The sequence below is a fragment of the Spirosoma liriopis genome, assembly GCF_023196085.1.
GTDB classification, from domain to species: Bacteria; Bacteroidota; Bacteroidia; order Cytophagales; family Spirosomataceae; genus Spirosoma; species Spirosoma oryzicola.
On the sequence record NZ_JALPRF010000001.1, the window covers coordinates 908095 to 925492 of the forward strand.

9 protein-coding genes and 1 tRNA gene are annotated in these 17398 nt (G+C 47.0%); 5 read left to right on the top strand and 5 right to left on the bottom strand.

Annotation, left to right across the window (positions count from 1 at the left end):
- Nucleotides 1-119 precede the first annotated feature (119 nt).
- Together M0L20_RS03855 and M0L20_RS03860 are read right to left on the bottom strand one after the other, a co-directional pair.
- Complete coding sequence (locus M0L20_RS03855) at nucleotides 120-5267, bottom strand: PA14 domain-containing protein (RefSeq protein ID WP_248475807.1); 5148 nt, start codon at nucleotides 5265-5267, stop codon at nucleotides 120-122.
- 499 nt (nucleotides 5268-5766) lie between these two features.
- Nucleotides 5767-9012, bottom strand: a complete 3246-nt coding sequence (locus M0L20_RS03860) for a right-handed parallel beta-helix repeat-containing protein (protein WP_248475808.1) — start codon at nucleotides 9010-9012, stop codon at nucleotides 5767-5769.
- A gap of 671 nt (nucleotides 9013-9683) precedes the next feature.
- Here M0L20_RS03860 and M0L20_RS03865 point away from each other — a divergent pair.
- A complete protein-coding gene (locus tag M0L20_RS03865) occupies nucleotides 9684-10079 on the top strand; it encodes a LytTR family DNA-binding domain-containing protein (protein ID WP_248475809.1) in 396 nt (131 codons plus the stop codon).
- 156 nt (nucleotides 10080-10235) lie between these two features.
- On the top strand, nucleotides 10236-11132 hold the full coding sequence (locus M0L20_RS03870; protein WP_248475810.1) for a glycosyltransferase family protein: 897 nt from the start codon (nucleotides 10236-10238) through the stop codon (nucleotides 11130-11132).
- A 364-nt stretch (nucleotides 11133-11496) separates the two neighbouring features.
- Here the strand turns inward: M0L20_RS03870 and M0L20_RS03875 are convergent.
- From M0L20_RS03875 to M0L20_RS03885, 3 genes are all read right to left on the bottom strand, one after another.
- Nucleotides 11497-11568, bottom strand: a tRNA-Arg gene (locus M0L20_RS03875).
- A 58-nt stretch (nucleotides 11569-11626) separates the two neighbouring features.
- A complete protein-coding gene (gene hflX, locus M0L20_RS03880) occupies nucleotides 11627-12910 on the bottom strand; it encodes a GTPase HflX (RefSeq protein WP_248475811.1) in 1284 nt (427 codons plus the stop codon).
- Nucleotides 12911-13095: 185 nt separating this feature from the next.
- On the bottom strand, nucleotides 13096-14481 hold the full coding sequence (locus tag M0L20_RS03885) for an MATE family efflux transporter (RefSeq protein ID WP_248475812.1): 1386 nt from the start codon (nucleotides 14479-14481) through the stop codon (nucleotides 13096-13098).
- A gap of 349 nt (nucleotides 14482-14830) precedes the next feature.
- On the opposite strand from M0L20_RS03885, the gene M0L20_RS03890 reads away from it, so the two are divergent.
- From M0L20_RS03890 to M0L20_RS03900, 3 genes are all read left to right on the top strand, one after another.
- Complete coding sequence (locus M0L20_RS03890; protein ID WP_248475813.1) at nucleotides 14831-15631, top strand: Nif3-like dinuclear metal center hexameric protein; 801 nt, start codon at nucleotides 14831-14833, stop codon at nucleotides 15629-15631.
- 112 nt (nucleotides 15632-15743) lie between these two features.
- Nucleotides 15744-16409: a DUF305 domain-containing protein gene (locus M0L20_RS03895; RefSeq protein WP_232559548.1), complete on the top strand. Its 666-nt coding sequence runs from the start codon at nucleotides 15744-15746 to the stop codon at nucleotides 16407-16409.
- Between the two features lie 77 nt (nucleotides 16410-16486).
- A complete protein-coding gene (locus tag M0L20_RS03900) occupies nucleotides 16487-17290 on the top strand; it encodes a bacteriorhodopsin (protein WP_248475814.1) in 804 nt (267 codons plus the stop codon).
- Nucleotides 17291-17398 lie beyond the last annotated feature (108 nt).

The following is a 17398-nucleotide window of genomic DNA, read 5'->3' on the forward strand; positions in this document are numbered from 1 at the left end:
TTAGCAATCCGTTATTTTCAATGAAAATAGAACCTCGGTTGATTAACTTTTCAAGCTAATTAACCGAGGTTCTATTTTGTGCAGTTTCTAATTTAACTTTTACTCAATACTCATTGGCATTACTCCTTGAAAAGAACTTTGCTGGTAAGGCGCTGTTGCCCCTGAGTAAGCATCAGTACGTAGCCTCCCCGGTTAAATTGCCCTACTCCTATCTTGATCAGGTTCTCGCCTTTGACAGCCTGGTAGGTTGTCTGCATAACTTCCTGGGCTGCCATATTGATCAACTGAACCGTCACATCACCAGCATTTTCTGTAGAATAACGTATCCACATGTTGTCCTGAGCGGGTATGGGGTACGCCTGCATCTGAAACGTGATTTCAGGAGTTACCTCACCAACAGCTGCTTCACGTCCACCGGAAGTCACCCGTCGGAACGCCGAAGCGGGGATGTTCTGCTTGCCGATATTGGGACCGCTGTAGCTCACCGACAAAGCCGCTCCACCGCCCCCCTGGAAGTAGACCACCGTGATAGCATGCAAACCTGCTTTCAAACCAATCGTGCCTGACTTCTCCTGATCACCATGCACTCCGTCATTGCTGACTACCTCGGTGCTGCCGATGTAAAGCTTGGTGCCATCGTCCGAAGAAGTGTAGAAGGTGTACTGTCCATCGGTAGGTACGCTGATGTAGCCCGTGAACCGTATCCCATAGCTCTCCTCCCGATTGCGTACCGAAAGGCTGGGCACCGAAGTGGTACCGCTCTTGGTGGGGGTGAGACTGTTGAAGTCGGGCAACGTCGTCCAGTAGCTCTCGTAGTAGCTGTAGGTCAAACCCACCACTGCGTTGGCTGGGTTGTCGGCATCCCGCAAGCCAGTGGTCGGTGTAGTGGTCGTGGTGGTGCCGGTGTTGACCCGGTACCAGGCCGAAGCCGGGATGGTCTGCTTGCCGATGTTGGGGCCGCTGTAACTCACCGACAAAGCCGCCCCCCCATTGCCCTGGAAGTAGACCACCGTGATAGCATGCAAACCTGCTTTCAAACCAATCGTGCCTGACTTCTCCTGGTCAGCGTGCACCCCATCGTTGCTGACCACCTCGGTGCTGCCGATGTAAAGCTTGGTGCCGTCATCCGAAGAGGTGTAGAAGGTGTACTGCCCGTCGGTAGGTACGCTGATATAACCTGTGAAACGCAGTCCGTAGCTCTCTTCCCGGTTGCGCACCGAGAGGCTGGGCACCGAGGTGGTGCCGCTCTTGGTGGGGGTGAGGCTGTTGAAGTCGGGCAACGTCGTCCAGTAGCTCTCATAGTAGCTGTAGTTGAGCCCTACCACCGCGTTGGCTGGGTTGTCGGCATCCCGCAGGCCAGTAGTTGGCGTGGTAGGGTTGTTGTTGCCACTATTAACCCGGTACCAAGCCGAGGCCGGAATGACTTGTTTGCCGATGTTGGGACCGCTGTAGCTCACCGACAAAGCCGCCCCCCCATTGCCCTGGAAGTAGACCACCGTGATAGCATGCAGACCCGCTTTCAAACCAATCGTGCCTGACTTCTCCTGGTCAGCGTGCACCCCATCGTTGCTGACCACCTCGGTGCTGCCGATGTAAAGCTTGGTGCCGTCATCCGAAGAGGTGTAGAAGGTGTACTGCCCGTCAGTGGGCACATTGATGTAGCCCGTGAAACGCAGCCCATAGCTCTCCTCCCGATTGCGTACCGAGAGGCTGGGCACTGAGGTGGTGCCGCTCTTGGTGGGGGTGAGACTGTTGAAGTCGGGCAACGTTGTCCAGTAGCTCTCGTAGTAGCTGTAGTTGAGCCCTACTACTGCGTTGGCTGGGTTGTCAGCGTCCCGCAGGCCAGTGGTCGGTGTAGTGGGCGTGGTGGTGCCGGTGTTGACCCGGTACCAGGCCGAGGCCGGAATGACTTGTTTGCCGATGTTGGGACCGCTGTAGCTCACCGATAAGGACGCTCCACCGCCCCCCTGAAAGTAGCTCACCGTGATAGCGTGCAGCCCCGCCTTCAAACCAATGGTGCCTGACTTCTCCTGCCCCGTAAAGGTGCCGTTGTCAACCACTTCTGTACTACCAATGTAAAGCTTACTACCATCGTCCGAGTTTAGATAGAAGGTGTACTGCCCGTCAGCAGGCACGCTGATGTAGCCCATGAACCGTAGTCCGTAGCTCTCCTCCCGATTGCGTACCGAAAGGCTGGGCACTGAGGTGGTGCCGCTCTTGGTGGGGGTGAGACTGTTGAAGTCGGGCAACGTCGTCCAGTAGCTCTCGTAGTAGCTGTAGTTCAAACCCACCACCGCGTTGGCCGGGTTGTCGGCATCCCGCAGGCCGGTGGTCGGTGTAGTGGGCGTGGTGGTGCCGGTGTTGACCCGGTACCAGGCCGAAGCGGGAATGGTCTGCTTGCCGATGTTAGGGCCGCTGTAGCTCACCGACAAAGCCGCGCCCCCGTTGCCCTGGAAGTAGACCACCGTGATAGCATGCAAGCCCGCCTTCAAGCCAATGGTGCCCGACCGCTCCTGGTCAGCGTGTACCCCATCGTTGCTGACTACCTCGGTGCTGCCGATGTAAAGCTTGGTGCCGTCATCCGAAGAGGTGTAGAAGGTGTACTGACCGTCGGTAGGTACGCTGATGTAGCCCGTGAACCGCAGCCCATAGCTCTCTTCCCGATTGCGCACCGAGAGGCTGGGCACCGAGGTGGTGCCGCTCTTGGTGGGGGTGAGGCTGTTGAAGTCAGGTAACGTCGTCCAGTAGCTCTCGTAGTAGCTGTAGTTCAAACCCACCACCGCGTTGGCCGGGTTGTCGGCGTCCCGCAGGCCAGTGGTCGGTGTAGTGGGCGTGGTGGTGCCGGTGTTGACCCGGTACCAAGCCGAAGCGGGAATGACTTGTTTGCCGATGTTGGGGCCGCTGTAACTCACCGATAAGGACGCTCCCCCACCCCCCTGAAAGTAGCTCACCGTGATAGCGTGCAGACCCGCCTTCAAGCCAATGGTGCCCGACTTCTCCTGCCCCGTAAAGGTGCCGTTGTCAACTACCTCTGTACTGCCGATGTAAAGCTTACTACCATCGTCCGAATTTAGATAGAAGGTGTACTGCCCGTCAGTAGGCACGCTGATATAACCCGTGAAACGTAGCCCGTAGCTTGTGTCACGATTTCGAACAGAAAGAGTCGGTGTACTGGTAACATCACTCTTGACCGGTGTCAGACTATTAAAATCAGGGAGACTGGTCCAAAATGATTCATAATAACTATAATTCAAACCCGCCACCGTATTGGCCGGGTTGTCAGGATCACGTAGCGGTAGTGATTGGGTAATATCTCTCAGCAGAACCAACGACGAATACGCCGGAACAGTAACCTGCCCCGAATAGGTGTTATTTTTCGCATCCCGGTAAGTACCGTTCAATGAAGCCTGTATAGAGCTACCCGTAGGATTCGGAATGAATTTGATATAGTCATCTGGATTACCCGACGAGTATGTGACTGGGCTTATCGTCGATGATGCATCTTTACCGTACCGGTTCCGCCATTCAGCAAGCGAGATGTTGCCGCCACTACTACCATTGTAGTAAAAAATAGGGTTGCTGGCAGCAAAAGGACGGATATAAGCGTTGTTGTCGAACTGTCCGTACTCTCCTAGATCGTTCTGCCCAGACTCGTACTTGACATTGTACTGATCGGCCACACGACTCACAAACACGTTGTTTAAAATTGCGTTACTCCGTGGCTGACAGCCGCTGGCGGGTGTGATAGACAGTTGTCCTTCATCGTTATTATAGGCGGTGTTACCTGTTACCCGAACATTGGACGATCCGTGCAGAAATATACCGTACCCTTTACAATTGTAGACCGTGTTATTCGCTACCTCAATGTTTGTGGTGCAATCGTCTAGGTAGATACCATTCGCTCCTGTGTAAGTCCCACCGGGAGTGCCTTCATTAGCTCCGATACCATTGTATACCGTGTTTGACAGAATACGAATATCAGACATACCCAGCCGGTTGCCATTCCAGATATACAAGGCGCTTCCATCACTCTTGGTCAGGCAGAAATTGCTAATTAGATTGCGTTGTATCGTTGAACTAGTCGAGAAGTTAATGGCTACATAACCAATATTATCAAATGTATTATTCTCGATCAATGTGTTAGCCGTTGAGTTTGATTGAAACCCAACGTACATCCCATCTCCGCTCTTACCGCGACCGGGTAGCAATCCAATGTTCCGGACATTGTTTCCTCTAAAGGTGATATTCTGATAAGTAGAAATGGCAACCCCGTTGTTGTTGATGTTATCGATATTATTGTTTTCGAAAGTGATCTGACTCCCACTTCCCTGTAAAACAATACCATCTTCACCAGCCTGCGTGATGTCGTTATTACTGATCACTAAGTTAGAACTGTTCGTAACCACGAGATTAGTTGCCAGCGCCTGCGTAATTTGCAGGTTACGAATTGTCACAAAAGATATATTCGCCAGATTTACCGCTTCGGACGAAGTGGTGGCCGTAACAGTCTGACTATTCAGATTTCCCTGGTTGTCGTATATCCGAATCGTTTTGTTGCCGGGATTATAATACCACTCTCCCACCTGATCCAGCGTAGCCGGATGGTTCTGGACAAAAAACCCCCAGTTGTCGCTAATATCGTAGGAGCCGGAACCGTCTAAATACAGGGTGTTACCACTTTGTCCCGTAATTTTGGATCGATTCAGAATCCATTGTACTGGCCGAAAAACTACCTCCCCTCCTGTCCAGTTTGTTGACAAACCTACCTGACTGGTAAGCTGACTTCTGCCAGAGTGCGATTGTACAGTTATATATCCTTTGTTCGAGGCATCAAGATTTGGATATCGTCCAAGCGGCAGGGCAGCATTATCTCGGTAAACTCCTGTTACCCGATCCCCACAAGCAGGACAGTCGGCCTGCCATATGTTGTTGCCTAAGTTGGTCCAATTTCCTACGGCCAATGAGCCGGTTAAAACTGGTTTGTTACCCGACCCATAAGCGTCAATTACTATCGGTTTATCAGAAGATCCTGACTGGCGCAGTTGTAGGCTTCCCCGAAAGGTGTCATTACGCCGAAATAAAACTTGATCGCCAGGTTGTAACCCAAGGCTGCTCACTTTTGCCAGTGTTTGAAATGGAGCATCACTTGAGCGTCCGTTATTCGAATCACTACCAGCGTTGGATACGTAATAAGTTGTTTGAGCTAATGAAGTGGAGAGTCCACCGAGGAGTACAAATGGTATAGCTTTTCTAGCTAATGTTACCATTTTCCTTACTGGATTACCTTTAGAGATATGCACGGAGAAACTATTTTAGGTTTAATAAGTATGCGAGCGTACAAGGTAAGGTGCACATTGCTGTACATCCATGTAACCTATTGATATCTTACTTATTAGACAAATATTATACCAATAAATTACGTGAGTTTGCTATTTATTCTAATTAATTGTACCAATAGTCCTAATCACAATTGACCGCTTAAGAAATAAAATTGGTAGTGTATGTTATATTAACTATATGTTAATGAATAATATATAGTTACCTTATTTTGTGATAACTAACACGTTAAATCATTTTTTGTTACACAAGCATATTATTTTTAATTTATACAAATGAAATTTACCGATTCAACAGCTTACACATTTATATTATTTAATTATCAAAATTAGTAACATAAAAATTACCAAAAAAGCCAATATGATATCATATTGGCTTTTTTGGTAATTTTTATGTTACTCCTGATCAAAGCACCGAAGAAACACGATACTATTTGCTGGTACGTATATCAATTTGAGCCTCGTCATCTTCGCCATTTGTGAACCCATTTCCTGGTATCGAATCAGGATCAGCAGTGCCAGAGGCACTGATTTGAGCTTTATTCACCCACGATCCTAGTGAGTTGACACGCGCCTGAAAAGATATGCTGACAGTCGCTCCTGCTGAAATTGAAGGAAGCGTAGCATTTAATAAACGTCCACTAGCCGTCCAGTCCGTAAGGTTTACAGGTGTAAGACCCTCAGGCAGCTGGTTTTGCAACTGAACTCCGTCGGTAGCAAGGCCACCAGCGTTATTAACATACAAGGTAATCCGTATGACTTCATCCTTAGCTGGTGTTCGATTGCTTACTTCAATCCGTAAACTAAGGTCTGCTTTAGTAGGATCAGGTGTTGGCTGATTCGATTCTATTGGAGGCAATGCACGCTGATTCGGGTTTGGCGATTCAAATACAGTGTCACTTGGACCGTCAACACGCAGTTCGGTCATAGCTGTATCATCTTCGCCATCAGCCGTACCCGAGTTCGGTTTACTGTCTGGATCAGGAGCTGTTGCCGTGGTTATCTGAGCAGCCGTTCGAAAGATACCTGCAACAGTGGGTTTGACGGATAAAATAAATGTCGTATCAGTTAAGGGCGCGAGTTGCTGAACCGTTCCCGTCAGGACATTATCGCTGTAAGGCTGACCGTCACTATTGATAAACTGGAGGTTAGCAGGCAACCGGTAAGTCCACCGCGACAACGCAGCCGGAGTCTGTCCCTGGTTGCTAATACGAAGCTCAATAGTGGTTGGTTCATTAACCTGTACTAGTCGCTTACGACTTTGTAGCGAAAGGCTCAGATCAGCGGGAGGTACTGGCAGCGTGTCTTTCAGCAAAATAACCGACGTGTACGGTTTAAGAGTAAATGAGCCGCTGTATGCTTGGTTTTTCACGTCACGATATACATCGGTCAGGGTAATAACGCTATCCTTCAGCGTCGGATTATAGAACAGCTTAATAAAATCATCTGGGTTGTTTTGAATAGGAACACCTTCCTGAAGACGAATATTATCGAGCCAGAACGTTGGCCCTTCTCCGTCTATCTGGAACATTACAACCGCGTCAGTACCACTTTCTGATGCCGTAAAGACAAATTCATAGCTTTTTCTGGTCGGCCCAATTGATACAGTGTAACGTTTGTCGTATTCTACGTAAGGCGGTCCATATGACCGTAGATATGCCAGAATATTTACGTTTACCGAGGCAACGGCATCAAACCGCAAAACATAGGTTTTACCTTTTGTAATCGTACCAAACCGATTGACGGCTTGTGCATACGAATTGCTTTGACCGGAAGGGGTTGGAAACCCAACTCGCAGACTCCCCCCATCTAGTTTATTTGTTGCATCCCGAGTAGCTTCTGCATTGTTATAGTTACTATAGACAATAAACCAACCATCGGCATCGGCATCAAAGGAACTGTTTATACGATTAGTACCACCAGCAACTTCATTTCTATACGAGTTATATACAATAGGACTTCTACTAGAATGGATATCTTTACCACCAGAGAAATTACGCCAATCTTCTAAGCTAAATGTTCCTCCTTGTGTATTGTTTATTATACCCAGAATAGTGGCTGGTTCACTAAAAGGACGAGCGTAATAGTTACTATCTATATCGCCGTATAGGTTTATATCATTTGTATTCGATTCGTACTGACTTGTTAGTTGAGATGGTTCTTTGCTAAGGAAGATATTATTTTTTACTGTATTATTTCTGAAGGGGCAATAGCCAGCGTTATGGTACATGGCGAACTGGCTAACTCCATTGTTATAGGATGTATTACCAATTAGGGTAATGTTGCTGGTTGCATGTAAGTAGATTCCCCATTGGTGGTTATTGAATACTGTGTTGTTTCTGAATGTGACATTTTCAACGCAATCATCCAGAAAGATTCCGTTAGCTCCCGAATATTCTCGTCGGAACGAACCTTCGGGGGCGCCAATGCCATTGTAAATGATATTTGAATCAATGTAGATATTTGTCATTGAGGCTTTCGCCTTATTCCAAACATACAAAGCACCGCCATCGCTCTTTGTCATACAGTAGTTCGAAACTACATTTTGCCGAATGGTCGTATTGTTCCAGAATGAGATACCATTGTAACCTATGCTATCTATAGTGTTTCTCTCAATTAACACACCTACATTTGCGTTAGACTGAAAACCGTTGTATTGTCCATCCCCGCTCTTACCGCGTCCCGGTATCATTCCAACGCGCCGTAACGTGTTACCTCTAAAGATAACATTTTGTAAAGCATCTATACGAACGCCGTTGTTGTTTACATCTACAATGTGATTTCCTTCAACGAGTAAATTATTACCAGATCCTGTAATTATTACTCCATCCTCCCCGGAGTTTGTAATATCGTTATCTGCAATTGTAACGTTTGTTGCATTATCCATAAAGACCCCTTCATTGAGCGTCTCCTTAACATGAATATTATTCACGCTAACGTTAAAGATATTATAAGCTTCTATACCCCTATTTTGTACTGTTGCCGTGATAAGGTTCTGATCAGGAGTTGTTTGTGAGTTATAAAGCCAAATAGTTTTACTAGTCGCATCATAATACCACTCTCCATTCTGGTCAAGGGTTGAAGGATGACTTTGGATAAAAAAACCCCAACCGTCAGATGGCGTATAATTGGAATAGTTTAATATATTGAGTACATCGCCATTTTGATTATCGATTACAGCACGATCGATAATCCACTGTGTGGGCCTCATGACTGCTTCTCCACCTTTCCAATTTATGTTGTCAGGCAAATGCTCCTGACTAGTAATTTGATTCTTATCGTTATGTGATTGAATAGTCAAGTAGCCCTTATTAGGAGCGTCCATATTAGGATAACGACCAAGTGGCAAAGCCACTCCATTCTGATATAGTCCAGTAACTGTATTTCCGCAAGATGGACAGTTAGCCTTCCATATGTTTCCGCCTGCGTTTGACCAGTTCACCACTGGAACGGATCCTGATAGCACTGGCTTCGAACCGACTCCATAAGCGCTAAAAATAATACGTCTGTTTACTGAGCCAGATTGTCGGATTGCTAATTTTCCACGGAACGTGTCGCCTTTACGAAACAGAACAGAATCACCAGGTTGCAATCCTAAACGGTTAACCGGGTCCAGGGTCTGGAAAGGAGATGTACGTGACCGCCCGTCATTGGAGTCGTTTCCGTTACTTGCCACATAATACGTCGTCTGAGCTAGGCAAAGCGATACTGTCGAAAAGAGTGTAAGCAGTAATCCATAACAAGTTATGTTTCTCTTACTTAGTAGCCATAAGTGCACTTTGGGGTGTGGTTTTGTTTTAGTATTTATTAAATAAATAAGCTTGCGTAGCTAACAATTGTTTTCTATCATTAACGGATTGATGAAAGCGTCGTTCATCGCGCTTTAAAGGCTTAAAATCGGGTCTGATTGCCTTTGACTCTCTTCATTCTTTATAGTACAAAAATATGATCTTATATAACGCGGTTTGTGGTTAATTTCTAAACAGGCATTAATCTAAAATATCCTAACGTAGCCTTTTTTAATTATAAAATATTGTTTCTTAAACAATACCTTTTATACCTATACTTGTCTTTTTTTTAATAAAGAATACTAATTTCATCTATTTAGTATAACAGAAATTAACTAAAACCAGGCCCCATCTTCTGTATTCTTATTATTCGTGTGTATCTGTCAGCTTAACAATCAATAAATCACTTACTTTCGTACCCTATTTGCCTGGAGCATTGGCCGAATAATCAGAGAATATATATCCTGTATATAAGTTCGGGTAGGAAAGCTTATCTTGGCTGTCTCAAAACCAAACATGGCCATACACCATCGTGAGGTTTAGCCGATAATATCCTAGCATGAACACAATTCAGTTAATTGGTCATCCAGATCCTGTAGACGTTGATTCAATTGTGTGGCTGAAGGGGGAAGCTAATTATACGCGCATACATTGCCTAAAGGGTACATTTATTCTTGTTACCCAGCCTTTGCATTGGTTTGAACAACACCTTAATTTCATCCGGGTCCACCGTTCAGCCATTGTAAACCCTGTTTACGTTCGAGAGTTCATGCGGAAGAAAAGCCGGTCCGGTTGGGTACGATTGTTTGATGATACTGTTGTAACTGTATCGCGGGACCGACTTGAAACGACTGCGCTTCAATTGATGCTTATCAATCGCGCGAAATCGGTACAGGAAGAAAATGGAATTTACAATCTATCAAGTAGCATCAGTTATCTAGAAGCAGACTTATAAGTAGCTAGTTAACCCTATTTTATTTTAACTCAAATCACTCACGTTTATCGCTTGGCAGCAAACACCTTAAACTAGCCAGTCAATAAAGATAGGTAAAGTCTTCAGGCTTATACATCTTCATCAACGGCTTACTAGGTCACAAAACGCCTTCTGACTATGAATGCTCCAGTACTTCTTTTCGCCTACAAGCGCCCTGTCGAACTCAAGGCTACTATTCAAGCGCTTCAGGCAAACTACTTAGCTCCCCAAAGCGACTTGTACATCTTCGCGGATGCTCCCAAACGGCCCGACGATGCACCCAAAGCGGCTCAGGTACGTCAATTGTTAGACGAGGTTACCGGTTTTCGCAGTATTCACAGAGATTATGCTGAGAACAATATCGGCTGTGCGGATTCAATTATTCGGGGTATTAATCGAGTCCTGGAGGAACACTCTTCGGTCATTGTCGTGGAAGACGATATTGTAACAGCTCCGAATTTTCTGGACTTCATGAATCAAGGTTTGGCAAAATATGCCAAAACTCGACGCGTATATTCAGTATCTGGCTACACTTTGCCTTTTCAACGGCCCGCTGGTTACTCGTCAGATGCTTATTTTATCCCACGTCATAGCCCTTGGGGATGGGCGACCTGGGCTGATCGCTGGAACTCGGTAGATTGGGACATGACTGATTATCCGGCTTTCATAAAAGATAAGCAACAGCAGAAAGCGTTTATGCAGGGAGGGTCAGACCTAGTCGGGATGCTCCGCGATCAGATGGAAGGCCGGGCCGATGCCTGGGATATCCGCTTTTGTTACAACCGCTTTAAAGAAGGTGGCTTAACGGTCTATCCCACTGTGTCGAAAGTTCAGAATATCGGCTTTAGCAAAGACGCAACGCACACGGATATTTACAACCGCTATAAGACGAACCTAGACAATAGCGGACAACGCGATTTTACGTGGTCTGATGTAGTGGACAACTCCGATTATTACCAGCGTCAGACATTACGCCATTATAGCATCCCTACTCGTATTTATAACCGGCTAAAAACGCTGGCGGGTATTCGTTAACAGGATTTCCTTGATCGCGTAGAGAACTTTCTGGTTTCGTAGTCTGGCAACCACCCAGCTACAAAATCAGAAAGTTCTTTTTTGGGAGCCTCTTATCTTACTTACCGTACTCATCGATACAACTACTTGGGTTGATCAGCAGAAAATAGCAGATTCAAAGGCTCCTCGCTGACGTTGTAATTTTATGATGAGAACACTGCGTTGCGCCACTATTGAAGACGAGCCGATTGCTCAGAAACTATTCGAAAATTTATCCAACTCACACTGTGTATTGGTTGACGAGTCTAACCAATACATTATTGATTCGACTTGGGTAAGCTACGACAACCAGTACTTGGCCTCACTTCGTGTTAAGAGTAATCTGTGGTCCCGACGGGAATCGAACCCATATCAAACGTTTAGGAAACGTCTATTCTATCCGTTGAACTACGGGACCAAAAAAGGAGCGGCCATCCTGACCGCTCGGTTTCTTTTACAAAATTGACGAAAATCCGTTAACCTGCCAAACCGTCGCTGTATTCAGCCGATTCGTTTAGTGGAACGTGCACCCAGTTCGGATAAATCTGGTAATGTTTCTCTTTTACCAAATCATAAAGCAACTCACGCAGCTCACCAACGTTCTCGCCTGTCTGTGCCGAAATAAAAGCGACATAGTCTGCCTTTTGAGTCAGATAAGTTTTCTTCAAGTACTCCAACGCAGTTTTTCTCCGCATAGCTACCGGCACGACAACCTCCTCGTGACTCTGCTCGTCATCAATGTCTTCGTCATCATCTCTGTTGACTTTATCCGTCCACTCCTCTCTTGGCACGAATTCATCCATTTTGTTGAAGACTAAAACCATAGGTTTGTCAGCAGCTTTGATGTCGGCAAGCGTGGTGTTAACAACCTCTATTTGTTCTTCAAAATTAGGATGGGATACATCGACAACATGGAGTAGAATATCCGCTTCGCGAACCTCATCGAGCGTTGATTTAAACGACTCAATAAGCGTGGTAGGCAGCTTCCGAATAAACCCAACCGTATCAGTCAGCAGAAAAGGAATGTTGCCAAGCGTCACCTTACGCACGGTTGAATCGACAGTAGCGAACAGCTTATTCTCGGCAAATACTTCCGCTTTAGCCATCGTACGCATCAGCGTCGATTTACCGACGTTGGTATACCCGACCAAAGCCACCCGCACAAGCCGGTCACGCTCTTTCCGACGCGTTACACTTTGCTTGTCGATCTTCGCAAGCTTATCCTTTAGAAAGGCAATACGATCTTTTACAATCCGACGGTCAGTTTCCAGCTCTTTTTCCCCCGGACCACGCATACCGGTTCCGCCTTTCTGACGGCTAAGGTGCGTCCACATGCGAGTCAGACGAGGGTAGAGGTACTGATACTGCGCTAGTTCGACTTGGACACGTGCCTGGGCAGTCTGTGCTCGCATCGAGAAAATATTCAGGATGAGCAGGCTACGGTCAAGTACTTTGATTTCTTTAAACTCGGCTTCCAGGTTACGCACCTGAGCAGGAGTCAAATCATCATCGAAAATTATAGAATCTACCGGGTTGGCGAGAATAAACGTCTGAATTTCTTCTAGTTTACCTTTTCCGACAAAAGTTCTTGTGTCGGGCCGGTCAAGTTTCTGCGTAAATGTCTGTACAGTGGTGACACCCGACGTTTCCGCCAGAAACGCAAGTTCGTCCAAATATTCTTTAGTCTGATCAGCGGTCTGCTTTTGCGTGACCAGTGCTACCAGAACAGCGGTTTCGGGTTGTTTGTGTGTGTCGATCATAATAAAATGGTTTGAGGATGTCGCATAATCGTACGTCGCGAGCTACTTTCGATTCCCGAGAAAAACGGGTCTACCAACAGCTTCTCACCGAAGATTCGCATTTTTTATCCAACATCTCATAATTAATAACGGACTGATTTTTGGAAAAGTTTCTACTTTTTGGACCCTCAACTGCCTGACCCATATTATAGCTGAACGGTTTTCCAACGACCACGTCGGAAGACCCAAACGGCAATAAGAGCAAGCAGCGACTCGCTAATCGCCACAGACCAGAATACGCCCGGCGGTCCCCAGTGCAGCCATGTGGCAAGCGTGTAAGCCAATGGAATTTCGATAATCCAGAAGCAAACAATGTTAATAAGCGTTGGCGTTCGCGTATCACCTGCGCCATTTAGTGCCTGACTTAACACCATCCCGTACGCCATAAAGACGTAGCCTACGCAAAAGACCTGTAAGCATTCGACGGCAATCTCCATTACGCGAACGTCGCGGTTAAATAAGCCAACAACTTCCCTGGCTCCGATAAAGAAGCCGATACCAACGGCGGCAAGAAAAAGCATGTTACAGAAAGCGGCCCGCCAGGCAGATGTCGCGGCTCGTTCAGGCTGTCCCGCTCCCAAGTTCTGTCCAACCAGCGTTGCCGCAGCATTAGCCAAACCCCAGGACGGCAGAATGGTAAACACGATAATCCGGATGGCTATGGTATAGCCCGCAACAACGTCGCTACCAAACGCCGACAAAATGCGCGTCAGAAAGATCCAGCTTGCTGACCCAACCAGAAATTGGCTCGTACCGCCAACCGCTAGGTTAAGCAGGTTTCGGATGATGCTCATATCAGGAGTCACATCGGTCCGCATGACCCTCACGTTTCCACCAGGACGCGTTAAGGCGTAAAGCTGGTACAAAACACCAACCGTTCGGCCAGTTGTGGTAGCTACCGCCGACCCCATAACGCCAAGTTCGGGGAAGGGGCCAAGACCAAAAATAAAAACCGGACACAGAATAATGTTAACTCCGTTTGCCAGCCATAACGAACGCATAGCGACCGACGCTTCACCCGCGCCACGCAGACAACCGCTCAGGGTATAAAGCAAAATAATCGCTGGCGAACTGGCGAAAATCATCTTTGTAAAGCCTACCCCATTGGCAATCAGCTGGTCGTTACCACCCATCAGCCGTAGAATATGTTCAGCTAATAGAAAGCCAGGTATGCCTAACACGATCGACATAGCAACGGATAGCAACACTACCTGACCGACAGTTCTACTGGCCGCTTCTTTATTCTCCTCACCGATGCGCCGGGCTACCAATGCGGTGGCGGCAGTACTTAGACCGATGCCAATCGAGTAAACAATCGTTAGAACAGATTCAGTTAAGCCTACTGTCGCAACGGCCTCGGTGCCAATTTTCGCCACGAAAAAAACATCGACTATGGCAAACAGCGATTCCATGACCATTTCCAGGATCATCGGAACGGAAAGCAGAAAGATAGCCCTATTAATACTGCCGGATGTGAAGTTAGTTTCTGTACCGCGCAATGCAGCCAGAAATAACCGAAAGAATCTGGTCATTAGAATAGAAGAATGGCGTATAGTCCGACGACTACCGACGCAAATGAATGATGTGAAAAAGGGATAGCGGCCCAGTTGGGCGGCAGGCAATAAGTGAAGAAGGGAAACCCGCGTAGGGTCTTATCCGAGGAACTTCATGGGCTTTGTTGGACCGCCAGCGCGGACGCATTTAGGACTACAAACCTACAATTTTATTTTCAAAAAAATCAAACAGGTTTGAGTAAGCGGTTCAATAAAATAATAAACATGAATCCTAAATCTCAGTTTATATAGCTGATAGTCTGTTATTTATTTTTAGCCGGCACGCCGTAAACTCTGGTTTACAGCGCACAGAACCGGTTCAATGGGTATGACCAATCAACTGCTTAGCTTACGTGAATTAGCCGATTTTTTGCAAAATGAGCTAGCCACGGATCGCTATTTAAATCGTGAGCAAGGTGGAATTTACCACCACTCTGACCGACCTATTTCCCGCCTGGGACTTGCTCTGGAGCCGTGGCCTGCGTTGCCCAAATGGCTCGAAGAAAACAAGCTTGATGCCTTGTGGCTTCATCGACCCTGGCAGCTTGACCGCACTAAACTACCGCCAGATGTGGGCATTGTTTACCATCATCTGCCATTCGACGAAGCGCTGACGATGGGCTATAACACCTTGCTGGCCAATCTGATGAACAGCCTTGGAACGCCCGAACCACTTGGCTACAAACAGGACACTACCGACACCGGCGAGTTATTACCCAAACGGGCTATTGGTATGCTGTTTGACAGAGTTGAGCAGGAGTTTGACGCAGTACTTCGTGAAGTGAGTACTATGTTCGGTGGTTATGACCGAGCCGAGGCCGGACGCTGCCAGACCGGACAGCATACAATTGGTCGTATTGCTGTGGTCGGCGCGATGAATGATGCCTTAGTTCGTGAAGCCCATGAGCGGGGAGCAAGTCTCTACCTGACTGGTCAATACAGAAAGCCAGCGCAGAAGGCTGTTGACGATACCGGTATGGCGGTTATTGCGGTCGGACATTACCGAAGCGAAGAATGGGGTATGCGCGCACTGGCCGCTTTACTGCACGAACGCTGGCCTACCCTGAACGTTGTGCTTCCAGACAACAGCGAACCAGTTGCGTTACCAACCACGAAGAATTTTGTCTAAGGGTACACGAAGCACATTAAACCATTTTTAGCCTCGTTTGTCTTAAGTAGGAAGCGAGCTAAATTGGCTGTCTTCCTTAACTATCGTAAAGTACTTGTTAACTCATTACACCATGAAAACCCTCAATACCAATATTTTCGTTTGGCTGCTGGCCGTATCGCTCTCAGGCAGCGCACTTGTCGCCTGCGCTCAGGCAACTACCGGTACAACGAGCACGAGTACCGGCGCAGCAAGAACAGCTTCTGATCCGTCTAAAGCTCAACTGCTATTGCCTATGCAGCAAATGATGGAAAAGCTAAAAAAACTTCAAGCTACCGGCGACCCTGATTTCGATTATGCTTTCCAGGCAAAAATTCATACGCAGGGTGAACAGGACTTATTGAAGCAGGAAATTCAGAATGGTGCTGACTCGTCATTGAAACAAATGGCACAGAGCCTACTGACGGTTGCTCAGAGCGATGCAGCACTGTTGGATGAAACACTGAAACAAGTTAAGCCATCGCGCCCCAATCAGGCTTTTACCCAGCAACAGGGCCGGAACATTCAGGCTATGGCGCTGAAATTACAACAGGGTGGCGCGGATGATAAACTAACTGGCAATTTTGATAAAAACTTTGTCACTGTGCTGCTTGATCATCGGCAGGATGCTATCGATATGGCCAATACCTATCTTCAATACGGCAAAAACGCTACCTTGAAAGATTACGCTCAAAAATTGGTTGCGAAAGCACAAACTGAAATGACACAGGCTAAAGCGGCACTACCCAAGCAAAACTAAGTCTGCTTTTTAATAATATTTTAACTGTAACAGTGCTGCTGAATGAGTTAATATCATTCAGCAGCACTGTTTTTTTTATGAAGCTATCCGATACTTTCATTCCAACGGCGGGCGTCGTTGGATTGCTTCCAATGGTCACCTATTTTTTCCTCGTCGTGGCCATGTACGCTTTTCTGGGAAATTTCCTCTTTGCCCTACTCTCGCGTACAAGTGTTAGTCCCAAGCACAAAAGTACCCAAGCCCTGACGACCATCATCGCAGCCGTGGCTGGCATCTCCTACTTTCTCATTCAGTCCTATTATCGTGATATGCTGGCCGAATTGGCGACCCTAGCTGATGCGGACAATCGGCAGACGCTCATGCGGGAATCCTACAACGCCATTGGGCAGTACCGATACATGGATTGGGCTGTGACAACGCCGTTGCTGCTTCTGAAAATGGTATCATTCCTGCGGGTTAAGCTGCATGAAATCAAACGTCCGCTAGCGATCATGCTACTGGCTGATTTCTTTATGATCCTGACTGGCTACATCGGTGAACAGCAGGTCGGATTTGACAACGAAGTCTTGGCTGGCCCCAAACTCATCTGGGGAGCGGTTTCAACGGTGGGTTACATCATCATTCCGTTTACGCTGTACAAGCTTTGGAAACAATACGCAGATCGTGCTTTACCTAAAGAACAGCAGGCTTATCGGTTAATGGCACTAACTACCGTTACGTTCTGGGGCGTTTATCCGATTGGTTATATTCTGACCGTCTTTGCAATTGATACAAACTGGATTCACATCACCTTTTCCATAGCCGACCTTATCAATAAAGTGGGTGTGGGCTTAGTGGCGTACTGGGCTGGCAGAGAAACGGTCAAGTACGCTCCGCATTGATTCTCCTGATAGGTTGCAACCAATCGATTCTGTTCCTGAAAAGTCCATCTTATCTGATAATCCTATTGGGAATGGCTGGTTTTCCAGAATTTTCAACAATCTTGCTTT

Excerpts from the sequence above, each read along its gene's own strand:
- M0L20_RS03855 (WP_248475807.1), bottom strand. The coding sequence starts at position 5,267 with ATGGTAACATTAGCTAGAAAAGCTATACCATTTGTACTCCTCGGTGGA.
- M0L20_RS03870 (WP_248475810.1), top strand. The coding sequence starts at position 10,236 with ATGAATGCTCCAGTACTTCTTTTCGCCTACAAGCGCCCTGTCGAACTC.
- M0L20_RS03890 (WP_248475813.1), top strand. The coding sequence starts at position 14,831 with ATGACCAATCAACTGCTTAGCTTACGTGAATTAGCCGATTTTTTGCAA.
- hflX (WP_248475811.1), bottom strand. The coding sequence starts at position 12,910 with ATGATCGACACACACAAACAACCCGAAACCGCTGTTCTGGTAGCACTG.
- M0L20_RS03885 (WP_248475812.1), bottom strand. The coding sequence starts at position 14,481 with ATGACCAGATTCTTTCGGTTATTTCTGGCTGCATTGCGCGGTACAGAA.
- M0L20_RS03865 (WP_248475809.1), top strand. The coding sequence starts at position 9,684 with ATGAACACAATTCAGTTAATTGGTCATCCAGATCCTGTAGACGTTGAT.
- M0L20_RS03895 (WP_232559548.1), top strand. The coding sequence starts at position 15,744 with ATGAAAACCCTCAATACCAATATTTTCGTTTGGCTGCTGGCCGTATCG.
- M0L20_RS03900 (WP_248475814.1), top strand. The coding sequence starts at position 16,487 with ATGAAGCTATCCGATACTTTCATTCCAACGGCGGGCGTCGTTGGATTG.